16 protein-coding genes are annotated in these 25,064 nt (G+C 42.7%); 9 read left to right on the top strand and 7 right to left on the bottom strand.

What is annotated here, in order from left to right:
• Positions 1-15 precede the first annotated feature (15 nt).
• From G630_RS25345 to G630_RS21215, 3 genes are read left to right on the top strand one after another with little or no spacing between them, the layout of a single operon-like run.
• Entirely contained in the window at positions 16-1,743 is a 1,728-nt protein-coding gene (locus G630_RS25345) for an ABC transporter permease (RefSeq protein WP_026498289.1), read from the top strand.
• A 17-nt stretch (positions 1,744-1,760) separates the two neighbouring features.
• Complete coding sequence (locus G630_RS0108110; protein WP_022760276.1) at positions 1,761-2,924, top strand: ABC transporter ATP-binding protein; 1,164 nt, start codon at positions 1,761-1,763, stop codon at positions 2,922-2,924.
• Positions 2,924-3,892 (top strand): ABC transporter ATP-binding protein, encoded by a 969-nt coding sequence (locus G630_RS21215; RefSeq protein WP_044958987.1) that lies wholly within the window; start codon positions 2,924-2,926, stop codon positions 3,890-3,892. Before G630_RS0108110 ends, G630_RS21215 begins: the two co-directional genes overlap by 1 nt.
• 106 nt (positions 3,893-3,998) lie before the next feature.
• Here the strand turns inward: G630_RS21215 and G630_RS0108100 are convergent, their stop codons facing one another.
• Both G630_RS0108100 and G630_RS0108095 read right to left on the bottom strand, forming a co-directional pair.
• Complete coding sequence (locus G630_RS0108100) at positions 3,999-6,662, bottom strand: ABC transporter permease (protein WP_026498288.1); 2,664 nt, start codon at positions 6,660-6,662, stop codon at positions 3,999-4,001.
• A gap of 33 nt (positions 6,663-6,695) precedes the next feature.
• Positions 6,696-7,412: an ABC transporter ATP-binding protein gene (locus G630_RS0108095; RefSeq protein WP_022760273.1), complete on the bottom strand. Its 717-nt coding sequence runs from the start codon at positions 7,410-7,412 to the stop codon at positions 6,696-6,698.
• A 200-nt stretch (positions 7,413-7,612) separates the two neighbouring features.
• Between G630_RS0108095 and G630_RS0108090 the strand changes: the two genes are divergently transcribed.
• Positions 7,613-9,505: a bifunctional diguanylate cyclase/phosphodiesterase gene (locus tag G630_RS0108090; protein WP_026498287.1), complete on the top strand. Its 1,893-nt coding sequence runs from the start codon at positions 7,613-7,615 to the stop codon at positions 9,503-9,505.
• Positions 9,506-9,564: 59 nt separating this feature from the next.
• Here G630_RS0108090 and G630_RS0108085 read toward each other — a convergent pair whose 3' ends face one another.
• On the bottom strand, positions 9,565-10,731 hold the full coding sequence (locus G630_RS0108085) for a DUF3048 domain-containing protein (protein WP_022760271.1): 1,167 nt from the start codon (positions 10,729-10,731) through the stop codon (positions 9,565-9,567).
• A gap of 104 nt (positions 10,732-10,835) precedes the next feature.
• Positions 10,836-11,918 (bottom strand): GGDEF domain-containing protein, encoded by a 1,083-nt coding sequence (locus G630_RS0108080; RefSeq protein WP_022760270.1) that lies wholly within the window; start codon positions 11,916-11,918, stop codon positions 10,836-10,838.
• Positions 11,919-12,078: 160 nt separating this feature from the next.
• On the opposite strand from G630_RS0108080, the gene G630_RS0108075 reads away from it, so the two are divergent.
• Positions 12,079-13,026, top strand: a complete 948-nt coding sequence (locus G630_RS0108075; RefSeq protein ID WP_026498286.1) for a hypothetical protein — start codon at positions 12,079-12,081, stop codon at positions 13,024-13,026.
• A 29-nt stretch (positions 13,027-13,055) separates the two neighbouring features.
• Here the strand turns inward: G630_RS0108075 and G630_RS0108070 are convergent, their stop codons facing one another.
• Positions 13,056-14,729: a GGDEF domain-containing phosphodiesterase gene (locus G630_RS0108070; protein ID WP_026498285.1), complete on the bottom strand. Its 1,674-nt coding sequence runs from the start codon at positions 14,727-14,729 to the stop codon at positions 13,056-13,058.
• A 311-nt stretch (positions 14,730-15,040) separates the two neighbouring features.
• Between G630_RS0108070 and G630_RS0108065 the strand changes: the two genes are divergently transcribed.
• Positions 15,041-18,550: a glycosyl hydrolase 115 family protein gene (locus G630_RS0108065; protein ID WP_026498284.1), complete on the top strand. Its 3,510-nt coding sequence runs from the start codon at positions 15,041-15,043 to the stop codon at positions 18,548-18,550.
• Here the strand turns inward: G630_RS0108065 and G630_RS0108060 are convergent, their stop codons facing one another.
• Both G630_RS0108060 and G630_RS0108055 read right to left on the bottom strand, forming a co-directional pair.
• Positions 18,551-19,690, bottom strand: a complete 1,140-nt coding sequence (locus G630_RS0108060; RefSeq protein ID WP_026498283.1) for a glycoside hydrolase family 88 protein — start codon at positions 19,688-19,690, stop codon at positions 18,551-18,553.
• A complete protein-coding gene (locus G630_RS0108055) occupies positions 19,687-21,222 on the bottom strand; it encodes a lipopolysaccharide biosynthesis protein (protein WP_026498282.1) in 1,536 nt (511 codons plus the stop codon). Before G630_RS0108055 ends, G630_RS0108060 begins: the two co-directional genes overlap by 4 nt.
• 65 nt (positions 21,223-21,287) lie before the next feature.
• Between G630_RS0108055 and G630_RS0108050 the strand changes: the two genes are divergently transcribed.
• Genes G630_RS0108050 through G630_RS0108040 form a run of 3 tightly spaced genes read left to right on the top strand, consistent with a single transcriptional unit; the run spans position 21,288 to position 25,048 of the window.
• Positions 21,288-22,343, top strand: coding sequence for an NAD-dependent epimerase/dehydratase family protein (locus G630_RS0108050; RefSeq protein WP_026498281.1), 1,056 nt, complete (start codon positions 21,288-21,290; stop codon positions 22,341-22,343).
• Positions 22,344-23,444 (top strand): DegT/DnrJ/EryC1/StrS family aminotransferase, encoded by a 1,101-nt coding sequence (locus G630_RS0108045; protein WP_026498280.1) that lies wholly within the window; start codon positions 22,344-22,346, stop codon positions 23,442-23,444.
• A 14-nt stretch (positions 23,445-23,458) separates the two neighbouring features.
• On the top strand, positions 23,459-25,048 hold the full coding sequence (locus G630_RS0108040; RefSeq protein ID WP_026498279.1) for a DUF6056 family protein: 1,590 nt from the start codon (positions 23,459-23,461) through the stop codon (positions 25,046-25,048).
• Positions 25,049-25,064: the final 16 nt, after the last annotated feature.

Raw genomic sequence — 25,064 nt, 5'->3', positions numbered from 1 at the left:
AAGGAGGCGGATAAAATGTCAGAAGAAAAGAAAGAAAACTTAACTGAAGAAGTTAAAGATGAAAAAGACAAAAAAGGTTTCGAATTAGATGTTAAATTCGAGATGCATCTTGATGATGCCAACAGAGTCCGTGTCCTCTCTCCGGGAATGATGGTTCTTAAGAGATTCCTTAGAAACAGACTCGCGATAGTCGGAATGGTCATTATTGTTGCAATGTTCGTTTTTGCATTTGTGGGAGGAGCACTTTATCCCTATTCTGAGAGTAAGGTGTTCTACAAGACAGAGCAGGTTATGAAGGAGTTTGCAGGTGCTACTGTTATCGACCAGTTCCAGTTCCAGACAGCTGATGGAGCAACTCTTCCTTCAGATATTAATTCAAAGGCACTAATTGCTGCTTCCAAGAAAAAATATGTATTCGAGACCCGTGGTGGTCAGATGATGGGAATGTCACCGGCTGCTGAGGATTCAGATGTTTATCTTATCTATTCACTTGAGCCTGCACAGGTTTTCCTTAAGGGCAATAAGGAATTTGATGCTGCTGTAGAGGCAGGAAGAGCTGACTTTGAGCAGGATGGAAAGATTTACATGTTCGACGGTGAGGATTTCAAGGCTGATGTATATGAAGCTACTGAGCTTGCAGTTGCAAGTAAGAGATCATTCACAGGATACAGCAAGGATACAAAGTTCTCATATGAGTTTTACAGAAATGCTCTTGTAGCAGTAGCTACAGGTGCAACTTCTTTCGAAGCTGACGGCACAAGCTACACAGTTAACGATGAAGGTCTTGTAGAAGCAAACGGTGAGGGATACGCAGTTGTTTCAAATATGAACTTTAATGCTATCGATCCCGGAACCTTCCTTGATCCTACATATAAGGCAACAGCTCTTGAGGCATTTGAAGCTCAGGGCAATGCAGGTTCATTCGAGTATCCTGATGCTGACGGCAATATGGTTGAGTACAAATTTGAGGTTAAGACAGGTCAGTACACAATTAAGAAGTACCAGGAGACAAGACTTATCGATATTTATTCAGCTCCTTCCAAGGCACATCCTGTAGGAACAGATGCGAATGGTATGGATCTTCTTGCCCGTCTTATGTATGGTGGTAGAATTTCACTCCTTATTGGATTTGTAGTTGTATTTATCGAAGTATTCATCGGTATGGTAATCGGTGGTGTCGCAGGTTTCTTCGGAGGATGGGTTGATAACCTTCTGATGAGACTTGTTGACGTAGTTTATTGTATCCCGGCCATGCCTCTTTACCTGATCCTTGGTTCAATCATGGACTACTATCAGGCAAGCCCCAGAGCTCGTATTTACCTTCTCTGCGTAGTTATGGCCGTAATCGGTTGGGTAGGAATTGCCCGTATCGTAAGAGGCCAGATTCTTTCACTTCGTGAGCAGGAGTTCATGGTAGCTGCAGAGGCACTTGGTATAAGCACATATCGCAGAATTTTCAAGCACCTTATACCTAATGTAATCCCTCAGCTTATCGTATTTGCAAGTATGGGACTTGGTGAGGTTATCCTTTCTGAGGCATCACTTTCATTCCTCGGACTTGGTATCAAGTATCCGGCTGCTTCATGGGGAAGTATCATAAATGCGGTTAACGATTCATATGTTATGACCAATTACCTCTTTGTATGGCTTCCTGCAGGAACATTTATCCTTCTTACAGTTCTTGCGTTTAACTTTATTGGTGATGGACTCAGAGATGCTTTTGACCCTAAGATGAAGAGATAAGTAGGAGATATAGAAAAATGGCTAAGAATTCAAATTACATCTCGGCTAAGGAGTCAAGAAGAATTTCACGTGAGAATCGTAAGATCACATCCGAGATTGAGAAAAAGAGAAACAGAAAGCATATTCCCGAGAGCGAATATGTTACACAGATGAAGAACCCTGATAACTGTGTTGAGTTTGATAATGTTCATACATATTTCTTCACAGATATAGGAACAGTTAAAGCTGTTGACGGTGTATCCTTCGAGGTGCCCCAGGGTAAGACAGTAGGTATAGTTGGTGAGTCCGGCTGCGGTAAATCAGTTACCAGTCTTTCACTCATGCAGCTCGTTCAGAGACCTTCAGGACAGACTGTTGAAGGTGAGATCCGTTTCAATGACGGTGACAGAACAATAAATGTTGTAAATGCTCCCGCTTCTGCAATGCAGAAGCTTCGCGGAAACAAGATGTCAATGATTTTCCAGGAGCCCATGACATCGCTTAATCCTGTTTTCAGAATCGGTGCTCAGGTTGATGAGGTTATTGCACTTCACAATCCCGATATGACACCCGAGCAGGTTAAGGCAAGAACCATCGAGATGCTTCAGATGGTTGGTATCGCAAATAAAGAGGGTGTATATCAGATGTATCCTCATGAGCTTTCAGGTGGTATGCGTCAGCGTATCATGATCGCTATGGCTCTTGCCTGCGACCCCAAGCTTATAATTGCGGATGAGCCCACAACAGCGCTTGATGTTACAATTCAGGCTCAGATTCTTGACCTCCTGAGAAACCTCAAGGACAAGATCAACAGCTCAATCATGCTTATCACTCATGACCTTGGCGTTGTAGCTGAGATGGCAGATTATGTCGTTGTTATGTATGCAGGTCGTGTTATTGAGAAAGGTACTGCAAGAGAGATCTTCAAGGATCCCAGACATCCTTACACAATCGGTCTTATGAAGTCTAAGCCCGTTGTAGGTAAGCACGTGGATAAGCTTTACAATATCCCCGGAAATGTGCCTAACCCTATCGATATGCCTGATTATTGTTATTTTAAGGATAGATGTGAGATGTGTGTAGAGAAGTGTTCCGGAAAGTATCCCGGAGTTTACAAGATTTCTCCCACTCATGAAGTAAGCTGTTACAGATGCGAGGATTTCGCAAATGGTGCAATGACTGAAGAAGGAGGTGCAAAGTAATGAGCGACAATATACTTGAAGTAAAGCACCTCAAGAAGTATTTCCCTATCAAGGGTGGTTTCTTCGGTGGTGTAACAGGTAATGTAAAAGCGGTTGATGATGTATCATTTTCAATTCCCCGCGGAACAACCATGGGACTTGTTGGTGAGTCAGGCTGCGGTAAGTCTACAACCGGAAGAACAATCCTGCGACTTCTTGACAAGACTGAGGGTGATATCCTTTTCAACGGAGAAGATATCAGTAAATACGATAAGAAAAAGCTCCGTGAGCTTCGTACGAAGATGCAGATCATTTTCCAGGATCCCTATTCTTCACTCTCACCCCGTCTTCCTATCGGTGAGATTATCGGAGAGGCTGTTCGTGAGCATGGACTTGTTCCGAAAAATGAGCTTGATGATTACATTACAGAGATCATGAAGGAGTGCGGACTTCAGCCCTATCACAAGGATCGTTATCCGCATGAGTTCTCCGGTGGACAGAGACAGCGTATCTGTATTGCCAGAGCTCTTGCCGTAAAGCCTGAGTTCGTAGTATGTGATGAGCCTGTATCAGCGCTTGACGTTTCTATTCAGGCACAGATCATCAACCTCTTGAAGGATCTTCAGGAGAAGAACAACCTTACATATCTGTTTATCTCGCACGATCTTTCTGTCGTAGAGCATATCTCAGATGCGGTAGGTGTTATGTATCTTGGAAATCTTGTAGAGACAGGGAAAACAGAGGATATTTTTGCAAATCCTCTTCATCCTTATACAAAGGCACTCTTTAGTGCGATCCCCATGCCGGATCCGGATATCAAGAAGGAGAGAGTACTTCTTGAGGGTGATATTCCCTCACCTGCTAATCCGCCGAAGGGTTGTAAGTTCCATACCAGATGTCCTCATTGCATGGATTGCTGTAAGGAGCAGGAGCCTGTGGCAAAGGATATGGGCAATGGACATGTAGTAAGATGTCATCTCTATAAATAATTATATGAAAATATAAAAGGGCTATTGCTTCGGAAATGAGTTTTGACATTATCCGGGCAAAGCCCTTTTTTTGTATATGCGAGAAGTCCTTTTCTAAGAAATCCGATCAAATATCTTTAAGGCTAAGGCCCTTAACTTTTCTCATTGATAAATAATAAATTCCTATCGTAAAACCGGCAGTAATAACAGTTCCCAGTATGCATGAAGGAATGCTGGGGCTTCGAACAAACATGAGGTGAACCTGTTCCATAGTCCTTATGATGGAATATACGATTATACAGCCTATGATGACTCCTAGAATAATTCCTGTTGTGGTGGTGAAAAATACTTCCCTTACAGCGTACAGAACAGTCTCTTTTACAGTAAAACCGTTTATTCTCATTATTGTAAGTTCGTTCTTTTTCGAGAGAAGATACATATCTGCAAGATTAAGGAGCACAAATAGTGCCATTACACCTGATAAGATAATCAGAAGCCCTATAACAAGGTTTAATACTATAAGCAGATTGTTGAACATCTCCACTTGCTCGGAGGCCGGTGTATATGCCTCATAACCCTGTATACCCAGCAGTTCATCCTGAAGGGTAGCTTCGTCCACAGAAGAGTTTAGTTTAATGAAAAAGGTGTTATTTTCAAATGTGTCTTCCATGATCTGTTCATAGTATGTCTTTGTGCATATAACATATCTTCCTATGTAATTTTTGGCAACTGCGCTTACTTTTGCGCTATGCTTATAGCCCATATCGTCTATCACGTAAATACTATCTCCTTCTCCGAGGTCGTATATTTCCGCCAGACGATTCGTGATTATCAAACCCTCTTTTTCACCAAGACTTGTAAGCGGTCTGAAGTTGGAGAAGGACTTAAGGTCATCGCAGATAAGGAATTCCATGTATTCGAGAGTGTCGTCCACCTGTACGCTTCCGTGCTTATTCAGAAAGCTTATATATGAGATATTATGTCCCTTTAGGATATCCTTAATATCCCCGGATGCGGAAGGGGAGATTTCATTGCTGTAACTTATTTTGGCGTCATAATGGGTATAATCGCTTATCTGATATTTTATAGCGCCCATAATCGAGGCCCTGAGCGAAAAACCTATAACCACGAGGGAGCAGCAGCCCGCAACGCTGATTATTGTAACGATAACCCTTACAATGTCGGAGCGCATATTAAGAAGAATCATTCTGTTGTAGAGATTCAGACGTTTAAGAAAAGGCGATTTTTCCAAAGCTTTTGCATGTCCCTTGGGGATTCTGGGAGATAACAGCTTCTTGGCAGTTTCCTTTAAGAGAGAGGAACAGGATGCATTTATGGAAAGGATGGCAACGATGACTGCTACAAGTACAGAAACAACGGTGGGTATAATGTCTATTGCAAAAGGGAACGGCCCGAAAATAAAGTGATCACCGTAACCAAGGGCTACAATCCACTCGATTATGAACAGAGACAATGCTATGCCAAGGATGATTCCGAGTACTGCGCCGGAAAATCCGAAAATCAGATATTTTGAGAAAATCTCAAATTGGTGAAGACCAAGTGCTTTTGAGATTCCGATTATCGAACGCTGTTCATATACCATTCTGGAAAGTGAAGCAAAAATGACCATGATGGCGATGGCTACAAACAAAAGAGAAAAGGAAAGGTTCAGCGCACGAAGGTTCTCTGTGTTATTTTTAAGAAATACGAAGCAGGGATTTGCATTTCTATTAAATACGTACCACTCTGATTTGCCCATCCCAAGTATTTTATTAAGCCCGTTACGGGTATCTGTAACTCTTTTCACGGCATGATCGTATTCTTTTTTTGCATCTTCGTAAGCTGTAATCTGTTCATCAGCTGTTTTATATTCCGAAGGGTCTGTGCTTATTATTACAGAGAGCATGTTTGACATATCGGCCATTATTTCTCCGGTTTTACCCTTCAGAGACGGTACCATTTTTGCAGCAAGACTAAGCTGAGCCTCAGCATCAGAAAGCTCCTTTTCGCTATCGGTTAGCTGTTCATCCATGAATTTGGTGTATTTGTCATACCTTTCGGAAGATAGGGATTTTCCTAGTGTCTCCAGAGAATCGATATAAGTATCGGAGAGATTAAAATAATCTCTGCTAAAGGTCCTGAAATGCTCAGGATTATCGAAGGTTACATCAGCAAGACAGTAGCAATTATCGAATTTTGAGCTGTCAAAGGCGGAATTATCTACAAGTATGCAGTAGGTCTCTTCAAGGTCAAAGCTGGCGTGCTCCGCGTGAAGAAAAATACCTGTGACTTTAAAGGAATTTAGATTTAGTTCCGGAATGTCCTCATCATAAGCATCTTTAATGGAAAGACTATCGCCGATTTTTATACCGAGTTTGTCCGCAAGATATTGTTCAATGATGCATTCGGAATCGGATTCGGGGAGATGCCCTTCCTGAAGGATGGGAAGACCGATATGCTTTGGGACAGAGGTAATATAAACCGGTTTTGTGATATTATTTCCGCTTATTCTGCCTGAGGTGCGAAGAAGCCCCTCTACGCCGGTAATTCCAGGCACTTTTTTTATCTGTTCCAGATCGGATTCGGAGATCAGGCAGTTTGAGGTTATCTGAATGTCTCTGAAATTTGTGGAATCATAGAGATTTTGTCCTGCCTTTTCAAGTCCGTAGGCAGAATAAGTGAGCCCAAGATATGCAGCCAGGGCAAAGGAAGAAATGACGATAATTGACAGCCATGAAACAAGCTGTTTTTTGATGTTTCTGAAAGTGTCCAGAAGCTGGGTTTTTTTCATAATAATCACCAAAAACGCTTGAGATGAGGGGGGTTACCAGGATAAAAGAGCGGCAGGAGTAGGCGAGGGATTGGTGATAATCTCATCTATCTGACCGTCCTTGATTTTTACAATACGATTAGCCATTTTGGATATCTCGTTATTGTGAGTGACCATCACAACAGTGGTCTGATTGCGTTTTACTATGTCTTCAAAGACCTGGAGTACTTCTATGCTGGTATTAAAGTCCAGTGCGGCTGTGGGCTCATCAGCGAGAATCAGACGGGGGTGTTTGCAAAGAGCTCTGGCAATGGAAACACGCTGTTGCTGACCACCGCTCATCTGAGAAGGGTAGTTGTTTTTTCGATCTGAGAGACCTACCATCTCAATCGCTTCTTCTGCGGGCATCGAGTTTGGAGATAGCTCTGCAATAAAATTCACATTCTCCAGTGCTGTCAGATTGGGCATGAGGTGGTAGTCCTGAAATACGAAGCCGATATAATTTCTTCTGTAGGCGGTTAATTCATCGGGAGATGGGTGGGAAAAGTCTTTACCATCAAGTATCATGGTCCCGTTTGTAAGGTGATCCATGCCTCCCATAATGTTAAGGACTGTAGTTTTGCCGCAGCCGCTTTCGCCAAGGATTGCGACAAACTCTCCTTCGTAAATATCAAGGGAGATTGCCTTCAGCGCTTCAAGTTTTCCATCACCTGTATTAAATTCTCTTGTTACATCCCTCAGGGATATGATGACCTTTTTGCCGTCTTGCATATGCGCTCCCAAACAGGTTTTATCAAGTGAAATATTTTCTCAAGATAACTATAACATATCCCAGAGCGTTGAAATTTTAAGTAATGCTTCAGAATGTAAAATACTTATAAAGAAATTCTGAAAAAACAGATAGTGACGGGTGTGAGAAATATTTTAATGTATAATTGAAGTTGGATATGTATAGATAGGGGAGACACGTCATGATCACATTACTCAGTCTTGGGATTATTGCTGTCGGTATCCTTGCTATGCGCGTAAGAAGTCTAAGCCGCACAGTGGGTATTGTCTGGATTAGTCTTGAAGTGTATGTGACAATTGCATATATCATCTTTATTTGGGTGCTTAATACATTTTATAAGTACCTTGGTTTAAATGAAAATTTTTACTACGTCACTGCTGTCACCGGTTTTATTATCACATTAAATACATATCTTCTTTGCGCCTACAAGATCACGGTGGGACTCGTCAGATATAGGGAAAAAGCGCCTTTTTTATCTATTGTGCCCTTCGCCATCACGCTGATCTACATTCTGGTGCTGAATCCAATTAATCATATTGCTTATTACAGTGAAGTAAGAGGCACCGTTACCATAGAGAGACTGGCATATATAGTTATTTCTACGATTATAAATCTGTTATATGTTATTCCTTCAATCTCCCTTGCCTGGAGACATCACAGGAGGCTTGGAAAATTCGCTCCGTCGGTTATAACATTTATTGTCTTCCTTGATTTTTTAATGCTTATACTGAACTACAGGATTGAGGATTTTGGCTTCATGGGAGCTGCTTTTGCAGCCGGGGTTACCTTTAATCTGGTTATGTTATATCTTGTTGATAACCCTACGGATCCTAAGACGGGTCTATATACCAAGACTGCTTTTATGAGAGCGGTTAAAGAGGATCTGATATTAAATCCCAAGACTGAGTATAAAATGTGCCTGCTTGATATCAGAGATTTCCAGGATGTAAACGAGAGATTTGGCTTCGAAAAGGGCGACGATATTCTTAGGCGTATTGCTGCAGCCATGAGACAGAGCTTTTCATGGGAAGTGGAGCTCGCCTATCTTGGAGAGGATAATTTTGTAGGGCTGTTTCCTGAAGGTTCTTACTGGATGTTGCAGGGAACGCTTAAACTCAACGAGATGTATCCGGGTGAGGATATGGATTATAATCTGTCTCTTTACTCCGGCGTTTATCCTATAACTGACAGGACCATGAATCCCATCCTTATGTGCGACAGAGCAAGATTTGCGATGGATTCGATTCGTTATGAGTATGACAAGCATGAGAGGCTTTTTGATGAAGGATTGAACCGTTCCTTCGAGATGCAGGCATACATGCTTCACAACTGCGACAGGGCGATTCATGAGCATGATTTTTTGCCATATTTCCAGCCAATATATGATGCAAAGACAAAGAAAATCTGCAGTGCTGAGGCGCTGATCCGCTGGAAGGATAAGCAATACGGTCTTATCAGTCCCGGGGATTTCATTCCGATATTTGAGAGAAATGGCTTTATCACTAAGCTTGATGTATACATGTGGGAAGCTGTATGTAAGCAAATTTCTGATTGGAGGAATGAAGGGATCCTTGTTCCGCCGATTTCGGTTAACCTATCAAGAAGAGATCTGCAGATGGAGAATCTTTACGAGGTGATGCTGGATCTGATTAAGAAATATCACCTCTCACCGCTCGATATTAAGCTTGAGATAACGGAGAGTGCTTTCGTGGCTGAGAATCAAAAGTTCTTTGGCACGGTTGATGTCCTTAAGGAAGTTGGATTCAGAATCCTTATGGATGACTTTGGCAGCGGTTATTCCAGTTTTAATACATTCAAGGATGCGCATGTTGATGTGCTCAAGGCCGACATGAAGTTCATGGATGGAATAGAATCCTCAGAGAAGGGCCAGATAGTTATAAACACAATTGTTGAAATGACTAAAAAGCTGGATATGCCAATTGTCGTTGAGGGAGTGGAAACAGAAGAACAGTACGAGTACTTAAAATCCATCGGATGTGAGATGATTCAGGGTTACTATTTCTCGAGACCTGTACCCGCAGAAGAATTTAAGAGGATGATCATAGAGAACTAGGTATAATAAAAAGCCATGGCATTGGGCATGTGCCATGGCTTTAATTATTTTATGCTTAATTACTGAATAACAAGCTGATCCCAAGTATCTGCAGGAACAAGTGCGATATATGTCTTACCATTGTTGATCTCAAGCTCGTTAGCCTGTGAATCAAAGAACTGTGTCTTTACAAGCTCACCGGTCTTGGTCCATACGATATCGGTTGCCTTACCGTTTGTGCAGTAGTAGCCGGGCTGGTTGATATCGATACAGTTATAAATGAGATAACCGTGATCATCAAGCTGGTTGAAGGTACATTTCTGAAGAATTACATTCTTGAAGGAAAGAACTTCTCCATCTTCGCCATCCTTGTGGATGTTGCCGTAATCGTAGTACTCATATTCCTTGGTTTCTTCGTTATATACAAGCTTTGAGCTATTGTGTGTGAAAGGAATGATATCAATTGTTGTAGCATCAAGGCACTTAGCGTAGCCCTTATCCTGGAGGTTGATCTCGTTACCCCAGGGAGTGAAATTGAAGTGATTTTCCTTCACACCGTCAGGTGTGAACTCGTTGTAAGTAGTTGAGAAACTGCTTCCTGAGAAGTTGTTCTCAAGATCACCTGAAAGGATGTACTCTGTATACTCTCTCTTTTTACCATTATCTACACGAGAGAAAGTTCCTGAGAAGTGGTTTGTTCCCCACTCCTTAGCAAGATAGGGATCGATGTGAACCTTCGGGCCACCATCGTGACAAAGTACTGCATTCCACTCAGCAGCAAGAATAATGTTGGTAGGTCTTGTACTTCTGATGGAACCGAGCTGCTTGATTGAGCCCCAGTCCTTCATCATGCACATAAGACGAGTGATACGACCGTTCTGTGTGCTGTTCATCATCTCATATACAACGTCACATTCTGCTGTTCCAAAGTGAGGAAGAGCAGCGGACTCGTTATCTACCATGACAGCGATGGGACGCTGATCCTTAAGAGACTCGCTGATGGGCTCACCTGTGAGCTCACTTCTGTACATTCCTGCAGGTATCTCGGCTGAAACGATCTCTTCAGCGGGTTCTTCCTCTACAGGAGCTTCTTCGGTGCTTTCTTCTTCTCCTGCATTATCCTCGATGGACTCCCATGTAAGTCCTTCTTCAGCTTCATCTGTCTTGTCGGACTTACCGCAGCCAACAGCAGCTGTAAGCATCATAGCTGTAAGTGCGACACTTACTATTCGTTTATTAAATTTCATAATAGAATCCTCCTTTAAAAATGTGCGTAAAAGACACACCTTCCTTATTTTAACAGAAAAGATATTACGGAAAAAGTAAAAAATGAAAAATATAATAAAAAATCTTATGATGAATAGTCTCTTCTCTTGCGATCAGCGGCTTCTATAAGCATTCTCAGCTCATCCTCGTCTCTGGGGGTTCCGTGTGAATATCCGCTTGTATAGTGAATAGGTTTATCTATTTCGGGGATACTGAGTGTGGCCATACTGCGCTCCCAGATAGACAGGCGCTGAAGCGCATCACTAAGTTCCATGTCCTGAAGTATTATAAGGAATGAGTCAGAGCCATATCTGTAGGAATGACTGTCCGTGAGGTGAGTTTTAATATATTTGCCCACCTGATTGAGGATTGCATTACCTGCATCAAGGCCGTATTCTTCGTTTACCTTGGAAAATTCGTCAAGATCAAGCATAACAACAATTATATGGTGGTTCTGGTATGAATCGAAATCATCACGTAGAGCATAGCGGTTTTTCATATCAGTGACATTATCATGTACCGGAACATTCTGGAGCATGTCGTTCATGGTTTCAATGCGGTGAATACGCTCAAGCTCTGTTGCCTGCATACGGTATTTATTGAAGGCACCGATGACTGTAAGTATTGCAAGCAGAGAGTAGTTAAAAAGATTGATCCTTATGGCGCCGTCATAGGCATACAGTATCAGGTAAAAAACAATATAAGAGCCAAAAATCAAAATGAAACTGGTTATCGGCGGCAGCAAAAAGAAATTTACCAGACAGAATACTATAGCAAAAAATACAAACATTTGGTTTCCGTTGGTGTAATGATAGAAGGATGTCGCGATACCAAAGATGATGATAAGGATATAGTAGATTATGCTGATATGTCTGTAAGTGCTGAATGGATGTTTTGAATCCTTAAGTCCGTAATTTGAAACAAGGAAAGTTATGGCACTGACACCTATTGAATAAAGTGCATTAGGAATAACACCCGGTTCGGAAAGAACATCTCTGAAAAATATAAAATAGGAAATTAAAGCCAGTAATTCCATGATTGTAAAAGCAAAGGAAATATCTCTTGCTGACTTTAAATTGATTCGGTAAAGACCTTCCTTTATGGAAGGGTGAATATATGGATTAATATAATTCAATACATTTTTTTTGATCTCGGAAAAAGTTGCCATTAGTTCCTACCTTCGATAATATAATGATAAAGGCGGTATGTGCTTGAACGCCCCTCGCTGAAAACACAAAAATACATAAGCCAAAGCAAATTATATCACAAATATGCATAATTCTGAATAAAAATGAGCTGAAACAACGGCTTACAGAGGAGAAATTGTAATGTTATATGATACTTTTTTAGGTTTTTTCACACCCCATCAGGCAGCAGCTATAGGAATGGTGGTTTCATTTATTCTGACGTTTGTCACGCTGAATATGAGGTTCTCATTTCTTCCGCAGGATCAGGGGCGCGCTTTTGCCATAAACGGTGCTTTGTCTAAAGGCAAGCTGCGCGGAGTGGGAATTGTTTTTGTTATAGATTTTATACTTGTTTCTGTTCTTTTTTTGCCACTCTCTGTTGAGATGTTGATCTATCTGGGACTGCTTTTTCTTATAATGCTTAGCGGTTATCTTGATGATGCGGCAGAAAAGCCATGGAATGAATATAAAAAAGGACTTATTGATTTTGTGCTGTCAGTAGCGACTATGATTACCTTCCTGTCACAAAACGGCACCACAATAAAGTTCCTTGCATTTGAACTGAGTATACCCTACCCTGTTTATTTTGTGTTGGGAGTAGCGCTGATCTGGGTGGCAATTAACGTTACAAACTGTTCTGACGGCGTGGATGGTCTTTGTGCATCACTTGTTATTGTAACAATAATGTCGTTTGTTATTTTATTTTCCGAAAAATTGGGAAGCGTTGGAACAGCAGGACAACTGCTGGTGGCTGTGCTTCTTGCATACCTTTATTTCAACTGTTCGCCGAGTTCGATGCTGATGGGAGATGCCGGCTCCAGAGCACTGGGATTCTTCATTGCAATTCTGGCAATGAAGTCCGGTCATCCATTTTCATATCTGATGTTATCATTGGTGCTTATAATCGATGGCGGCCTCGGGCTTCTCAAGATTACACTTATCAGATTCTTTAAGCTCAAAGTAATGACCAACCTTCGAACACCGATCCACGATCATGTTCGCAAAAACCTCGGATGGTCCGACACCCAGGTAGTCCTCCGCTTTGTAATTATCCAAGTGGTTCTATCTATTCTTTATGTAGCACTCTAATACCAATATAGTATGTATGGGGCTTTGGATTAAATGTTATAAGTTTTATTCCGGAGGCGATACTCAAATTCTTCACGGGTGAGGGGCCTGTCGTAGAAGAACCCCTGGACCAGATCGCAGCCGACACGTTGCAGAAATTCTATCTGGTCGGGACGCTCGACACCTTCGGTTATAACCTCAATATCGAGCTCCTTTGCCATCTGAATGATATTTTTTAAAACAATCTCATCGCGGCGGGTCAGAACCTCGTTATCGATAAAGGACTTGTCTATCTTGATGGTCGATACAGGCAGATCTCTTAGAATTCCCAGAGAAGAGTAGCCTGTTCCGAAATCATCGATCGAGCTGGCAATATTCATGCCGTTCAGCTTCGTCAGGAAATGAGTGATAAGACCTTTTTCCTTTGAAGTCGCAGTTTCGGTAACTTCAATCTGAATATAAGACAAATCTAAATCATATTTATTTATTATCTCAAGAATCTGATCCGCAAGTCTCTCGTCCGTCAGATCACTTCTGGAGAAATTGACGGAAACAGGGACAGGATCAAGACCTTCGTCCAGCCATTTGCGGATAGTGCGACAAACTTCCTCAATGACGTAGATATCAAGACCGATCGAAAAACTGTTTCTCTCAAGTACGGGAACAAATTCAGCCGGATAGACATATTCACCTTTGCACAGCCAGCGGGAGAGTGCCTCTGCTCCGATCAGCGTATGTGTCCTGGTGTCTACTTTAGGCTGGTAATATACCTTAAATTCATTATTCAAAAGACCGTCCTCAAAGCGATCTTCAATCTGCTTCTCACGGTAAACCCTGGTGCTCATCTCCTTTGTTACAAAGAGGAAAGGCTCATTTGAAAGTGATCTGGCAACGCTAAGAGCTATAGAACTGCGTCCAAGAATCTGACCGGGATTTTTCAAAGAGTCATCAATATCGTAAACTCCGGCAACGGCACTTATAGTTACAGGTACCTGTTCGCCGTCGCGTATTCCGTAAACTGTCGTTTTTTGAAGCAGGTTGAGGAAGTCGCCAGTGCGTTCCTTGCGAATAAGCGCAACAAAATTATCTCCGCCGAGGTGACCGACTACTTCGTCTTCTTCACAGAATTCCAAAAGTGCTCTTGCATATCTGCGGACAATATTATCTGTTTCATCAGCGCCGAAGCGTCTGTTTATAAGCCCAAAGCCTTTCAAATTAAAATAATAGGAGTTATATTTTGTTATCTCACCGGAAATGACTTTTCTTGTGGCAAAAGCCAGAAACCCTCCTGAATTCGGAAGGCCTGTAAGATACTGAGTGAGAGCGCTTTTCTGAACGAGTTCAACCAGTCTGAATCTGCCGATATGTATGAGGAATATTCTGATGGCAGACAAAATAAACTGCCTTTCATCCGGGCTCCAGTTTGTCTCGATTGGAGCATACACACGGGCAGTTATCATTCCGTTTTCAAAAGTGCGCTGGGATTCTTCCAGCCACACAATTTCCGTTTCCTCATCCGAAAGCATTTCGCCTGAGTAAACGGTCAAATGTCTGACTTCACCGGTTGGAGTCTGCCTGGTTTCCGGAATATTCATATCCAGAGTGATTCGGGAAATCTGAAGAGCGGGAGCAATAAGAGAAAAGGCATCACCGCATGCCTCCATGGTATTTTCCGTACCGGAAAGTATTTGAACAAATTTATCCAGAGTTATAGTTTTATCCATGAATATTCACTCATATTGTTATTGTCGCGACTATCCTTATTTTGCTATAAATATTTGATTAAAACAAGTGAATAATTACGTTTTCTCTATATTAGTTTTAATTATCCGTCAAATTAGACAATTTATGTAGAAATATTCGTCAATGTGCTATAACACAAAATGATTAAAACTTGATACAATTATGTAGTATCACAAAATCTCATTTTTATTTGATTTTTTGAGTGTCTGTTAATACATCAACTAGAGGTTCATGGGGGGTGCCGATGTCTAAGGGGTGACTAGGCGCGGACCGAAACGGAGTGTAAACAGTTATGGGGATAACTATCAGGCAGTACTCATCGGTCGTGGTGACGATCAGTGAGCGCGAATCTGAAGCAGTCAAAATTGCGGTGTCAAATCTGATCCGCGACTTCAAAAGGGTGTTACAAATTAATACGGAAGTCCATGACCCTGACTCACAGCATATTCTGGTGGGTACTGTTGGCGTGTGTGAAGACTTCGAGGAAGAGGATCTTGTCGGTCTTTTCAGCGCACATGGCAGAAGAAGAAAAGAGGCATATGTTATCCGTGATAGGCGAGGAAGGCTGATAATTGCCGGTTCCGACAGAAGGGGAACCGTTTTTGGCATATATGAATTTTGCAGATCTGTGCTGGGGGTTTCGCCCTGGTACTTTATGGCGGATGTGCCGATTCATCCCAAGACCGAAATTAATCTCCCCGACGATTATCATGTTTCGGATCATCCGAGCATAGAATATCGAGGGATATTTATAAATGACGAAGAAGAGCTTGATCACTGGGCTCAGAGATATCTTGGCGAAACTACTATAGGGATAAGGACCTACGAAAAGATCTTTGAACTGATGCTGCGCCTTAAGATGAATTACCTCTGGCCTGCAATGCATGTAAATGCTTTTAATGCAAATCCCGAAAACGCAAAGCTTGCTGATAAGATGGGAATAGTTATAGGTACTTCCCACTGCGATATGCTTATGCGCAGCAATAACAAGGAGTGGAGGCCCTGGCTTGAGAAGAAGGGTTATAGTGGCATGCCCTACGATTTCACTGCTTCCGAAAAGAGCAGGGATGCAATAATAGAATACTGGCAGGAAGCGGTTGAGCAGAACAAGGATTATGAGGTTACCTATACTCTCGGTATGAGAGGCGTTCATGATACTGAGTTTGAGCCGGTGGCACTTGCTGGACTTAAAGGGGATGAACTTCGAAGTGCCAAGATAGAACTTCTTGAGGATGTAATAGATGCTCAGGAAAAAATTCTGGACAGCACTCTCGAGTATACGCCCATGAAGATCTTTGTGCCTTATAAAGAGGTGCTTGAGCTGTATGATAACGGGCTTAAAATTCCGGACGATTTTACACTTATATGGGTGAACGACAATTACGGACATGTAAGAAGATATCCCAACGAAAATGAAAAGCGTCGCTCCGGTGGTAACGGACTTTATTACCACAATTCGTACTGGGCGCCGCCGGGAGCATCATATCTTTTCCTGTGTTCAATCCCGCTTTCACAGACCAGAAATGAGCTTAAGAAGGCATACGAAGAGGGAATAAGAAAGCTCTGGGTTACAAATTTTGGTGCGATAAAGCCGCTTGAGCAGCAGATGACTTATTATGCCCAGCTTGCATGGGATATAGGAAAAGGGGATACCATCTGTGCGGATGAGGTGGAATTCCTCGCAAAGTGGATTGATGAAACCTTCAGCGGACATCATGGTAAAAAGCTAGCGCCGATGCTGGTTGAGTTTGATCAGCTGACGAACGTGCGTAAAGTAGAACAGATGGATGTGGACGCTTTCTCGCAGACAGCTTATACGGATGAGGCAGTTAGCCGTATTCACCGCTATGAGTATATGTTTAAAACCGGAAACAGAATATATCATTCTCTTCCCGATAACGAAAAGGATGCTTTTTTCCAGTTGATACTGATGAAAATACATGCCGCATATTATACCTATGCAATGTATTATTATGCGGACAGAAGCAACCTGTGTATAAGACAGGGCAAAACCCACAGTGCTTCGGACTATACCACAAGATCACTGGCCTTTGATCATGCGCGAAGGAGCATGCTTTATTACTACAATCACGTAATGTCAGACGGAAAATGGGACGGGGTTATGACTCCGGAGGACTTCCCGCCGCCGAGGACTGCGATGCATCCCGCATGCAAACCGCCGATTAAAAAGTCTGAGGATCATCTGATTGTCACTTGTCAGAATGAAGAGAATTCGCTGACCTTTGTAAAGCCGGTTGAAAAATGGTTTGAAATAGCAAACTCGGGAGAAAACGAGATCGTAGTGACGGTTGATCTCCCCTCATGGCTCAAAGTAACAGACGAGAGTATAGTCGGTTTTGATGGACACGGTGATATCAGAATCAGCGGAGAAGAGAGACTTCTTCTGGAGGTTGACTGGACCACGGTCTCCGACATGATAGAACAGATGACCAAGAAGGGCGAGGTGAAGCCTGACGATGCTGTAGTTTCCATTAAGGATGAAATCCATGTAATGGCTCTGATGACAGGAGAGAATCATGTTATACCCGTGGAGGCCAAGCTTTTCAGGGGAATAACACTTCTCGGCCAGGGGAATATTGTATTTCCGCCTCACATGGAGGATGACGGAATGCTTAGAATAGAGGCCGATATGGTTCGCGACCTCTCGGGAGCATGGGTCAGAATTCCAAATCTTGGAAGACAGAGAGGATCGCTGGTTGAGGCTAGGACAGAAGGCGCTACCCTTACCTATGAAGTAACTGTCACCAGTGAAGGCGCATTCCTGCTCGAACTTCATAGATTCCCGTCGCTCAATTCCAAAGGAAGAATCAGAATCGGAGTTTCCGTGGATGAAAACCCTGTGGAAGTTATTGAATCCAGAGCTAATGATGAATTTAAGGGAGAGTGGAAAAATAATGTCAGAAATAACGTAGATAAGCTTTATCTGCGTCTTCCGAATATAAAACCCGGATCGCACAGAATTATTTTCCATGCGGTAGACAGATATTTTTCCTTCTCGAGATTTGTTATCTATACAAGAGAAAGACAGGAGAACACGCTTGGTATAAGAGGCGGAGATTTGAGGTTGCCGCTTAGTTTTGATGCCGCGGGTTTCTGCTGGGATTTCTATGGAAAAGAGGCCTACGAGCTTCCGCCACGACCGGTCTATTATGCTTTCAGAAAGCAGAAGGGCAACTGCCTTGAAATGGGTGAACATATGGAATTCCTCTCCCATTACGGAGCTCCTGTTGCCGCAGGTGAGATAGTGGCTACGGGTGAACACACAGCAGTTGAAAAGGACGGAAGAATATTCATTGAAGCAGCTGCAGCCCTGGCACAGTCTAAGGCCGCTTACACTGAGGGCGGATGGGATTATTGTAATGCTCCTTCGCACGGAGAGAGCGGACTTGCCATGTATATCAGGGATGAAAAAGCACTTGAAGGCTATCATGGCACAAGCTGGGGAGGAACGAGCGCAATTAAAAAGGCGCCATCTCTTCATTACAATATTGAAACCAGAGGCGGTACCTATAGGATATGGGGAAAGTTTCTCATGTGGGATGAGGAAAAGTCACATTTCACGATAGGCGTGGATGATAAGATTTATTCCGAGAGAGACTTATACAGCGGACAGTCCATCTGGCGTTTTTCTGCAGAGAATATCTGGAGATGGGTTCCTCTAATGGATGTAAAACTGCGAGGCGGAAGGCATACGCTTAGATACTTTGCGCTTTCGGCAGGAATAAGAGTGGAGCAGTTCTATCTGACTGCTACTGATGAGCTCCCGCCCGCTATAGTGTAGTTATATTATGCTAAGAAGAGCTAGTGTGCTTCCCTGACCCCAGGGGAAATGATCGTAGATCTGCCTGTGAACAGCGATGTCCTCACAGCCGCTAAGAGCATGTAATACAGAGCCGTTATCGGTTTTTGCAAGGAGAAAATCTCCTGCGCCGGAAACGGCTTTTTTTACGTCCTCAGCAAGATCCTTGGCGTGAGCGTGAAAAGCGCCGCTCCTCATCCAGACTGCCATGGAATAAGCTATCATGGCTGTAGCGGAGGTATCGGGTTCGCCCTCTGTTGCGGGAAGAAGCCAGGAAAATCCTCCGTCGGGTCTCTGGTAGGAGATGACAGTTTTCATGAGGGTATAATATTGTGACATGATCTTGTCGGCAGTGTTCTTTAAGAGGGATTCTCCCGAGGTATCGTTTCCTTCGTTGTATTCGCGTTCAAGACCGGCAAGCAGCTCGGAATATCCCATCATAAGCCAGCCTACAGCTCTGCCCCACCCGATGATTCCATGCTTCATATCCTTTTCCAGAGAGAATGCGTGATAGGGAAGACCGGATCTTGCATCAAGTCCTTTTTCGTGAAAATTCAGGAGTTGTTTTGCTGCCAGAGCCATGGCATTTTTTTTATGAAAAACTGAGGCATAGCGGGAGAGATACATTGCACTCTGCCCTGCACCATCCGCATATATAAGGTCATTTCCTTTTGAGGGATTGTAGATGATGCTTTCTTCGCTGTTTTTGGGACACTGAGCCAGATAATTGGCTATTTTCACAGCCCCGTGATGGTAACGCCTTTCGCCGGTATTTTCATAGATGCTGATAAGAGCTAGACCGGCGAGAGAGTCGTCAACAAAGGATACTTCTTCACCGTCTTTTATCCATTTATCCAGGTAGGAGCCTATGCATTGAGCAATTTCATCTCTGGATGCCTTGTCAATAAGAGATGAAGCATTCCCGGACGGAGAAAAAGCAGCCTCGGACAAGCCGAGCAGCAAAAGCCCTGCGGGCCAGAACATGGGATCTCTGTTGGTAGTGGCTCTTTTTAGTGCCTTTTTTGCGGCATCTTTTAAAGCGTCCTTTGCCGAGTAATTATTTATATTTTTCAAATCATTTTCGGTTACTTTGATTATCTGTTCAAATGTTTCCTTATTCATGCCTTCCCCAGCTTTCTCAATACTATGCCTTTTAGATATTCATATTCCTCGGTCTTGTGATAGATGATCCAAAATACACCATTAAATACTACGGTAACGATAATTATCATAAGAGCAAAAGACAGGATGGTTATGTTTTTAAGAACAACTGTGCTCAAAAGATAAAGGACCGCAATAATCGAGACTTCTGTCAGTATATACTTCAGGCTGTCCATAAAGTAGGACAGTGAACTTTTATCAAAGCATACGCGGTAAATAATAATAGGCTTCGTAATATTGGCTATAAGTCCCGATACGACTGTTCCGACATATATACCCGTAAGACCAATCTTTTGAACAAGCACTATGGATATTACAAGATTTACAAAGCCCTGAATCAGAGCAAGGTACTTGTCCTGCTCGAAAACACCGGCAGCTGTCTTATAATTTGAAAGAACAATTCTGTCGCCTTTGAAATAGTAGTCTGTCAAAAGAAAATAAACGGCAATGGAGCTGAGCATCCATTCCGGCCCCTTGTTCCTTACGATCCACAGATATATAAGGGGCTGAATCATTATAAAAAAGCCGCAGGCTGAAAAACCGTAAACCCAGGATGCAAAGAAGCGATAAACCTTAAAGGTTTTGTATTGTTTCTCCTTTGATTCAGTGGCGATCAGGTTGCCGAATCCGGAAATAACCGAGTTGAAAATTATGTTGACGAAATTGGAGATGGTACTTATTACCATTGTGTAATTGTCGACATAACCTGCCACTTTGACTTCAATGAAAGAAGAAATTATCAGAGTATCAGTCTGAAGTCTTGCTACATCGCCCACCTTGTGCATAACGAGAGCTTTGGTCTTTTTCCATACTTCATCGTGTTCATCCCTGGAGAGGGGAGTTACGTCCTTATCTGCAAGATATGGATAGAGTTTATTCAAATAGCTGTTGACGAATATCTTCTGGATAAGCTGAACAGCAGCATCGGTCAGCAGGTACAGGTAGAAATTCGGAATAACAAGGAGGACAATTATCTGGAAAAATACGGTAATTATCTTCGTTATAGTAATAATATTGGTCTGTATGTAGTTTTTCTGCTCGGCATTAACAAGGCTGTACTTATAGGATACAAAGTAAGTGCTTACCGTATTAAACAGAAAGATGAGATAATATAATGTAAGGTCGCGGGGCGTGATATCTCCGGGATTTTTGGTGAGATACTTAAGAAAAGGTGTGAGCGAAAGACCGATCACAGCCACTACAATGGCTATAGTGTGATATGCCTTGCGGTACATCTGCATGTAGGACTTTACCTTCTCTATGTCCTTTTTGGCAACGGGAGCATACAGGCTGAAATTAAGAGCGGTCCCTATGCCGAGCTCAGCCATTGACAAAAGTGATAGGATATTGCTATAGAGTGCATTGACACCAAGAAGAGTCTCGGCCAGTCGATGAATGAAAATGGTACGCAGAATGAAGGACATTAGCGCTGTTGCCAGCTGTCCTACGTATCCGAATGTTATGTTTTTGGCAGCAAGCTTTGTTCTGCCCATAAATTGACCTCCGGGACTTTTTTCACTATCATGTTATTATATCATTTTAAGGAGAGTTTTTAGTAATGAAAGAAAAAAATGTTAAGTTAGATGGCAAAACAGTTCTTATCACAGGTGCTGCCGGATTTATCGGCTCTCATCTTGCCGCAAGACTACTTGATGAATTTAAAGATATAAAGGTTGTCGGATACGACAATGTTAATGATTACTACGATGTTCGTCTTAAGGAAGAGAGACTTGAGAAGCTTTCAAAATATGAAGACTTCATTTTTGTAAAGGGCGATATTGCTGACAAAGCAGCTGTGGATGAGGTATTTGCAAAGTATAAGCCTGCAGTTGTTGTAAACCTTGCTGCTCAGGCCGGAGTCAGATATTCAATCGAGAATCCCGGTGCTTATATCGAAGCAAATGTTATCGGCTTCTACAACATTCTTGAAGCATGCAGACACTCCAACCCCAAGGTTGAGCATCTTGTTTATGCATCAAGTTCAAGCGTATACGGCGGAAACACAAAGCTTCCGTTCAGCACCAAGGATCAGGTGGATCATCCGCTGTCACTTTACGCTGCTACCAAGAAATCCAATGAGCTCTTTGCATATTCCTACAGTAATCTCTATGACATGGCTACTACAGGCCTTCGTTTCTTTACTGTATACGGTCCCATGGGAAGACCTGATATGGCACTTTTCCTCTTTGCGGATAAGCTCCTCAGAGGCGATACAATTCAGATCTTCAACTATGGTAACTGCAGACGTGACTTCACCTATGTCGATGATATCGTAACAGGCGTTGTGAATGTAATGCAGCACAAACCCGATGAGGATGAAAAGGGCAACCGCTACAAAGTATACAATATCGGTAACCACAATCCCGAAAACCTCATGGACTTCGTGGATTATCTTCAGCAGGAACTTGTTGCACATGACCTCCTACCAAAGGACTTTGATTTTGAGGCTCATAGAGAGCTTCTTCCAATGCAAGCAGGAGATGTGGAAGCTACTTTTGCTGATGTAGACGACCTCATGAACGACTTCGATTTCAAACCCGACATGCCCCTTAAGGAAGGTATCCACCGTTTTGTTGACTGGTATGCAGGATACGTAAAAAGAAGAGACAACTAAATGGATAATATAATGCAAAGCCGTATGGATCGCGGCTTCTTAAGACATCAGGATGAATATGAGGCAAAGGCTCTGGAGGTTCTTCGCTCGGGCTGGTATATTCTCGGCAAGGAAGTGGAGAGCTTTGAGGAGGAATTTGCTTCCTATGTCGGGACAAAGTACAGCGTGGGCCTTGCCAGTGGCCTTGATGCACTTTGGCTGGCGTTTAAGGTGCTGGGAATCGGCGAGGGCGACGAAGTTATTGTTCAGGGGAATACATACATAGCAAGCGTTATGGGAATAACCATTAATAACGCAACACCCGTTTTTGTTGAACCTGATGAGTATTATCAGATAGATGTCTCTAAGATCGAAGAGAAGATAACTGACAAAACCAAGGCTATTCTTGTGGTTCATCTCTACGGACAGGCTGCGAAAATGGACAAGATTACTGCTCTTTGCAAAAAGTACAATTTGAGACTTGTAGAGGACTGCGCGCAGTCCCACGGAGCTCTTTTTGATGGTAAGATGACGGGAAGCTTCGGAGATATCGGATGCTTTTCATTTTACCCGTCCAAAAACATGGGTGCCTTCGGAGATGCCGGGGCTATCACTACAAATGATCCGGAACTTGCAAGACTCATGAAAATCTACCGCAATTACGGCAGTGAGAAGCGCTACCACAATATGGTGGTTGGTGCCAATTCAAGACTGGATGAAATGCAGGCGGGACTCTTAAGGGTCAGACTCAAGTATATAGAAGAGATAAATAACGAACGCTATCAAATCTCTCGGAAATATGCTGAGGGTATTACCAATCCCCTTGTTATTAAGCCTCAGGTGGCAGACGGAGCCACCAGCGTATGGCATCAGTATGTGATCAGAATTAAGGATCGCAGGGATGAATTCATGGAATATCTGAAGGATAATAACATAACAACCATTATTCATTATCCCATTCCGCCGCATCTTTCGGAAGCGTATTCATACCTGGGAATAAGGGAAGGTGCTCTTCCCATAACGGAAAGCTATGCCAATGAAGTTCTTTCGCTTCCCATTTATGCCGGGATGACTGATGAAGAACAGACCTATGTAATAGACTGCATAAATTCCTTTGAGTAAACCGGAGCCGATACATGAAAAAGAATATAAAGGTAAAAAGCCTTAGAATTATTCTGTTTTTGATAAATGTTATAGCCGTTCTCCCCATACTTTTTGTTTCGCTTTATAATGTGCCTTCTGCAGACGATTTCAGTATGGCCTATGAAGTCCATGAAGCCTTTGTCTCCGGCGGCATTTTTGCGGCGGTATTTGAAGCTGTATATATGGGAGTATGGTATTACCTGAATTGGACCGGAGTGTATTTCAGTGATGCGCTCACGGCTCTGGCACCTCATGTATTCGGAGAGAAGCTTTATTTTCTCGGAACATGGATTGTTCTTTTGATGTTTACCGTAGGGCTTTGCTATTTCCTTCGGCAGCTTTTGCACAATGTTCTCAGAGTGGAAAAGCACCTCACCGGATGCATAACCGGTGTTATCTATTTTATTCTGATACAGTGCATGCCTGCCGGAATGAGCAGAGTGGAGAGCCTTTTCTGGTACAGTGGTGCGATAAACTATCTTTTTATGTTTGGTCTTGGGCTTTTGTGGCTGGGATTTCTTATGAAAATCGCAAATGCCGAGTATTATAAGAGCTACAAGATTGTCCTTTTATCTATCCTTGGTTTTTTGCTTGGCGGAGCCAACTATATGACTTCACTGAGCCTCGGAATAATATCAGTATGTATTTTAATAATATCAGTGGTATCGATGTGTTCTGGAAAGGCTTCGCTGGAGAAGCAGATTGAATACAGGAAAAAGCTTGTGGTACGTATTGCGGAGCGATTTTCCGGATTCAGAAGAGTTGTTTCTCCTGCTATATGCATGCTAATAGGGCTGATCCTGGCAATGATAGCACCGGGAAATGCTAAGAGATCTTCTGCAGCTGCGTATAATCCCATAAAAGCAATTCTTATGGCAATCTACTACACATTTGATGCGATGCTTGGAAAATGGCTTACCTGGCCGGTGATTGTACTTCTGGCACTTCTTATACCCCTTCTGTGGAAGGCAACGGGAAGAATCAAGCGGTTTTATGGATTTGATCATCCTGTTCTTTTTGCTTCATTCTGCTTCTTGCTGACAGCGGCAGAAATTACACCACCAATCTATGCAACGGGAAGTATAGAGGCCGGAAGAATTCAGGCGCTTTTCTATATGCAGGGGATGCTCCTGCTGATATTGATCATCGGATATATCTGTGGATGGATTAGATATGTGATTAAACCTGCAAAACTCCTTGATGACGATGCCTTATCAAAGAGAAAACCCGGAGACCTTCTTCAGGATGCCTTTCTTGGAGAACACGCTTCAAAGGTTATAGTTTTTGTCGGTGCAGGATTTATCGCGGCATCTGCTATTGCGTTAAAGCCTGAGATAAATCTATATACCGGGACGGCTGCAGTCAGAGATATCGCATCGCATGATGCAGCGACCTACAAGGCTGAGTTTAACGATAGGCTCACGGTTTTAAAAGATGGAAAAATTAAGGACGCAGAGATTTCACCTTACTCGGTTCATCCCACGCTCCTTTTCTTTTCGGACATAACGGAAGATGAAAAAGACTGGCTTAACAAAGCTGTCGCAGAATATTATCATAAAAACAAAGTTACATTGAAACAATGATTTTCAATGCACTGGG

The sequence above is a fragment of the Butyrivibrio sp. WCD2001 genome, from assembly GCF_000424485.1.
GTDB lineage: Bacteria > Bacillota > Clostridia > Lachnospirales > Lachnospiraceae > Butyrivibrio.
The sequence above is the reverse complement of the archived record's forward strand: the minus strand, read 5'-3'. Positions and strand labels throughout refer to the sequence as shown.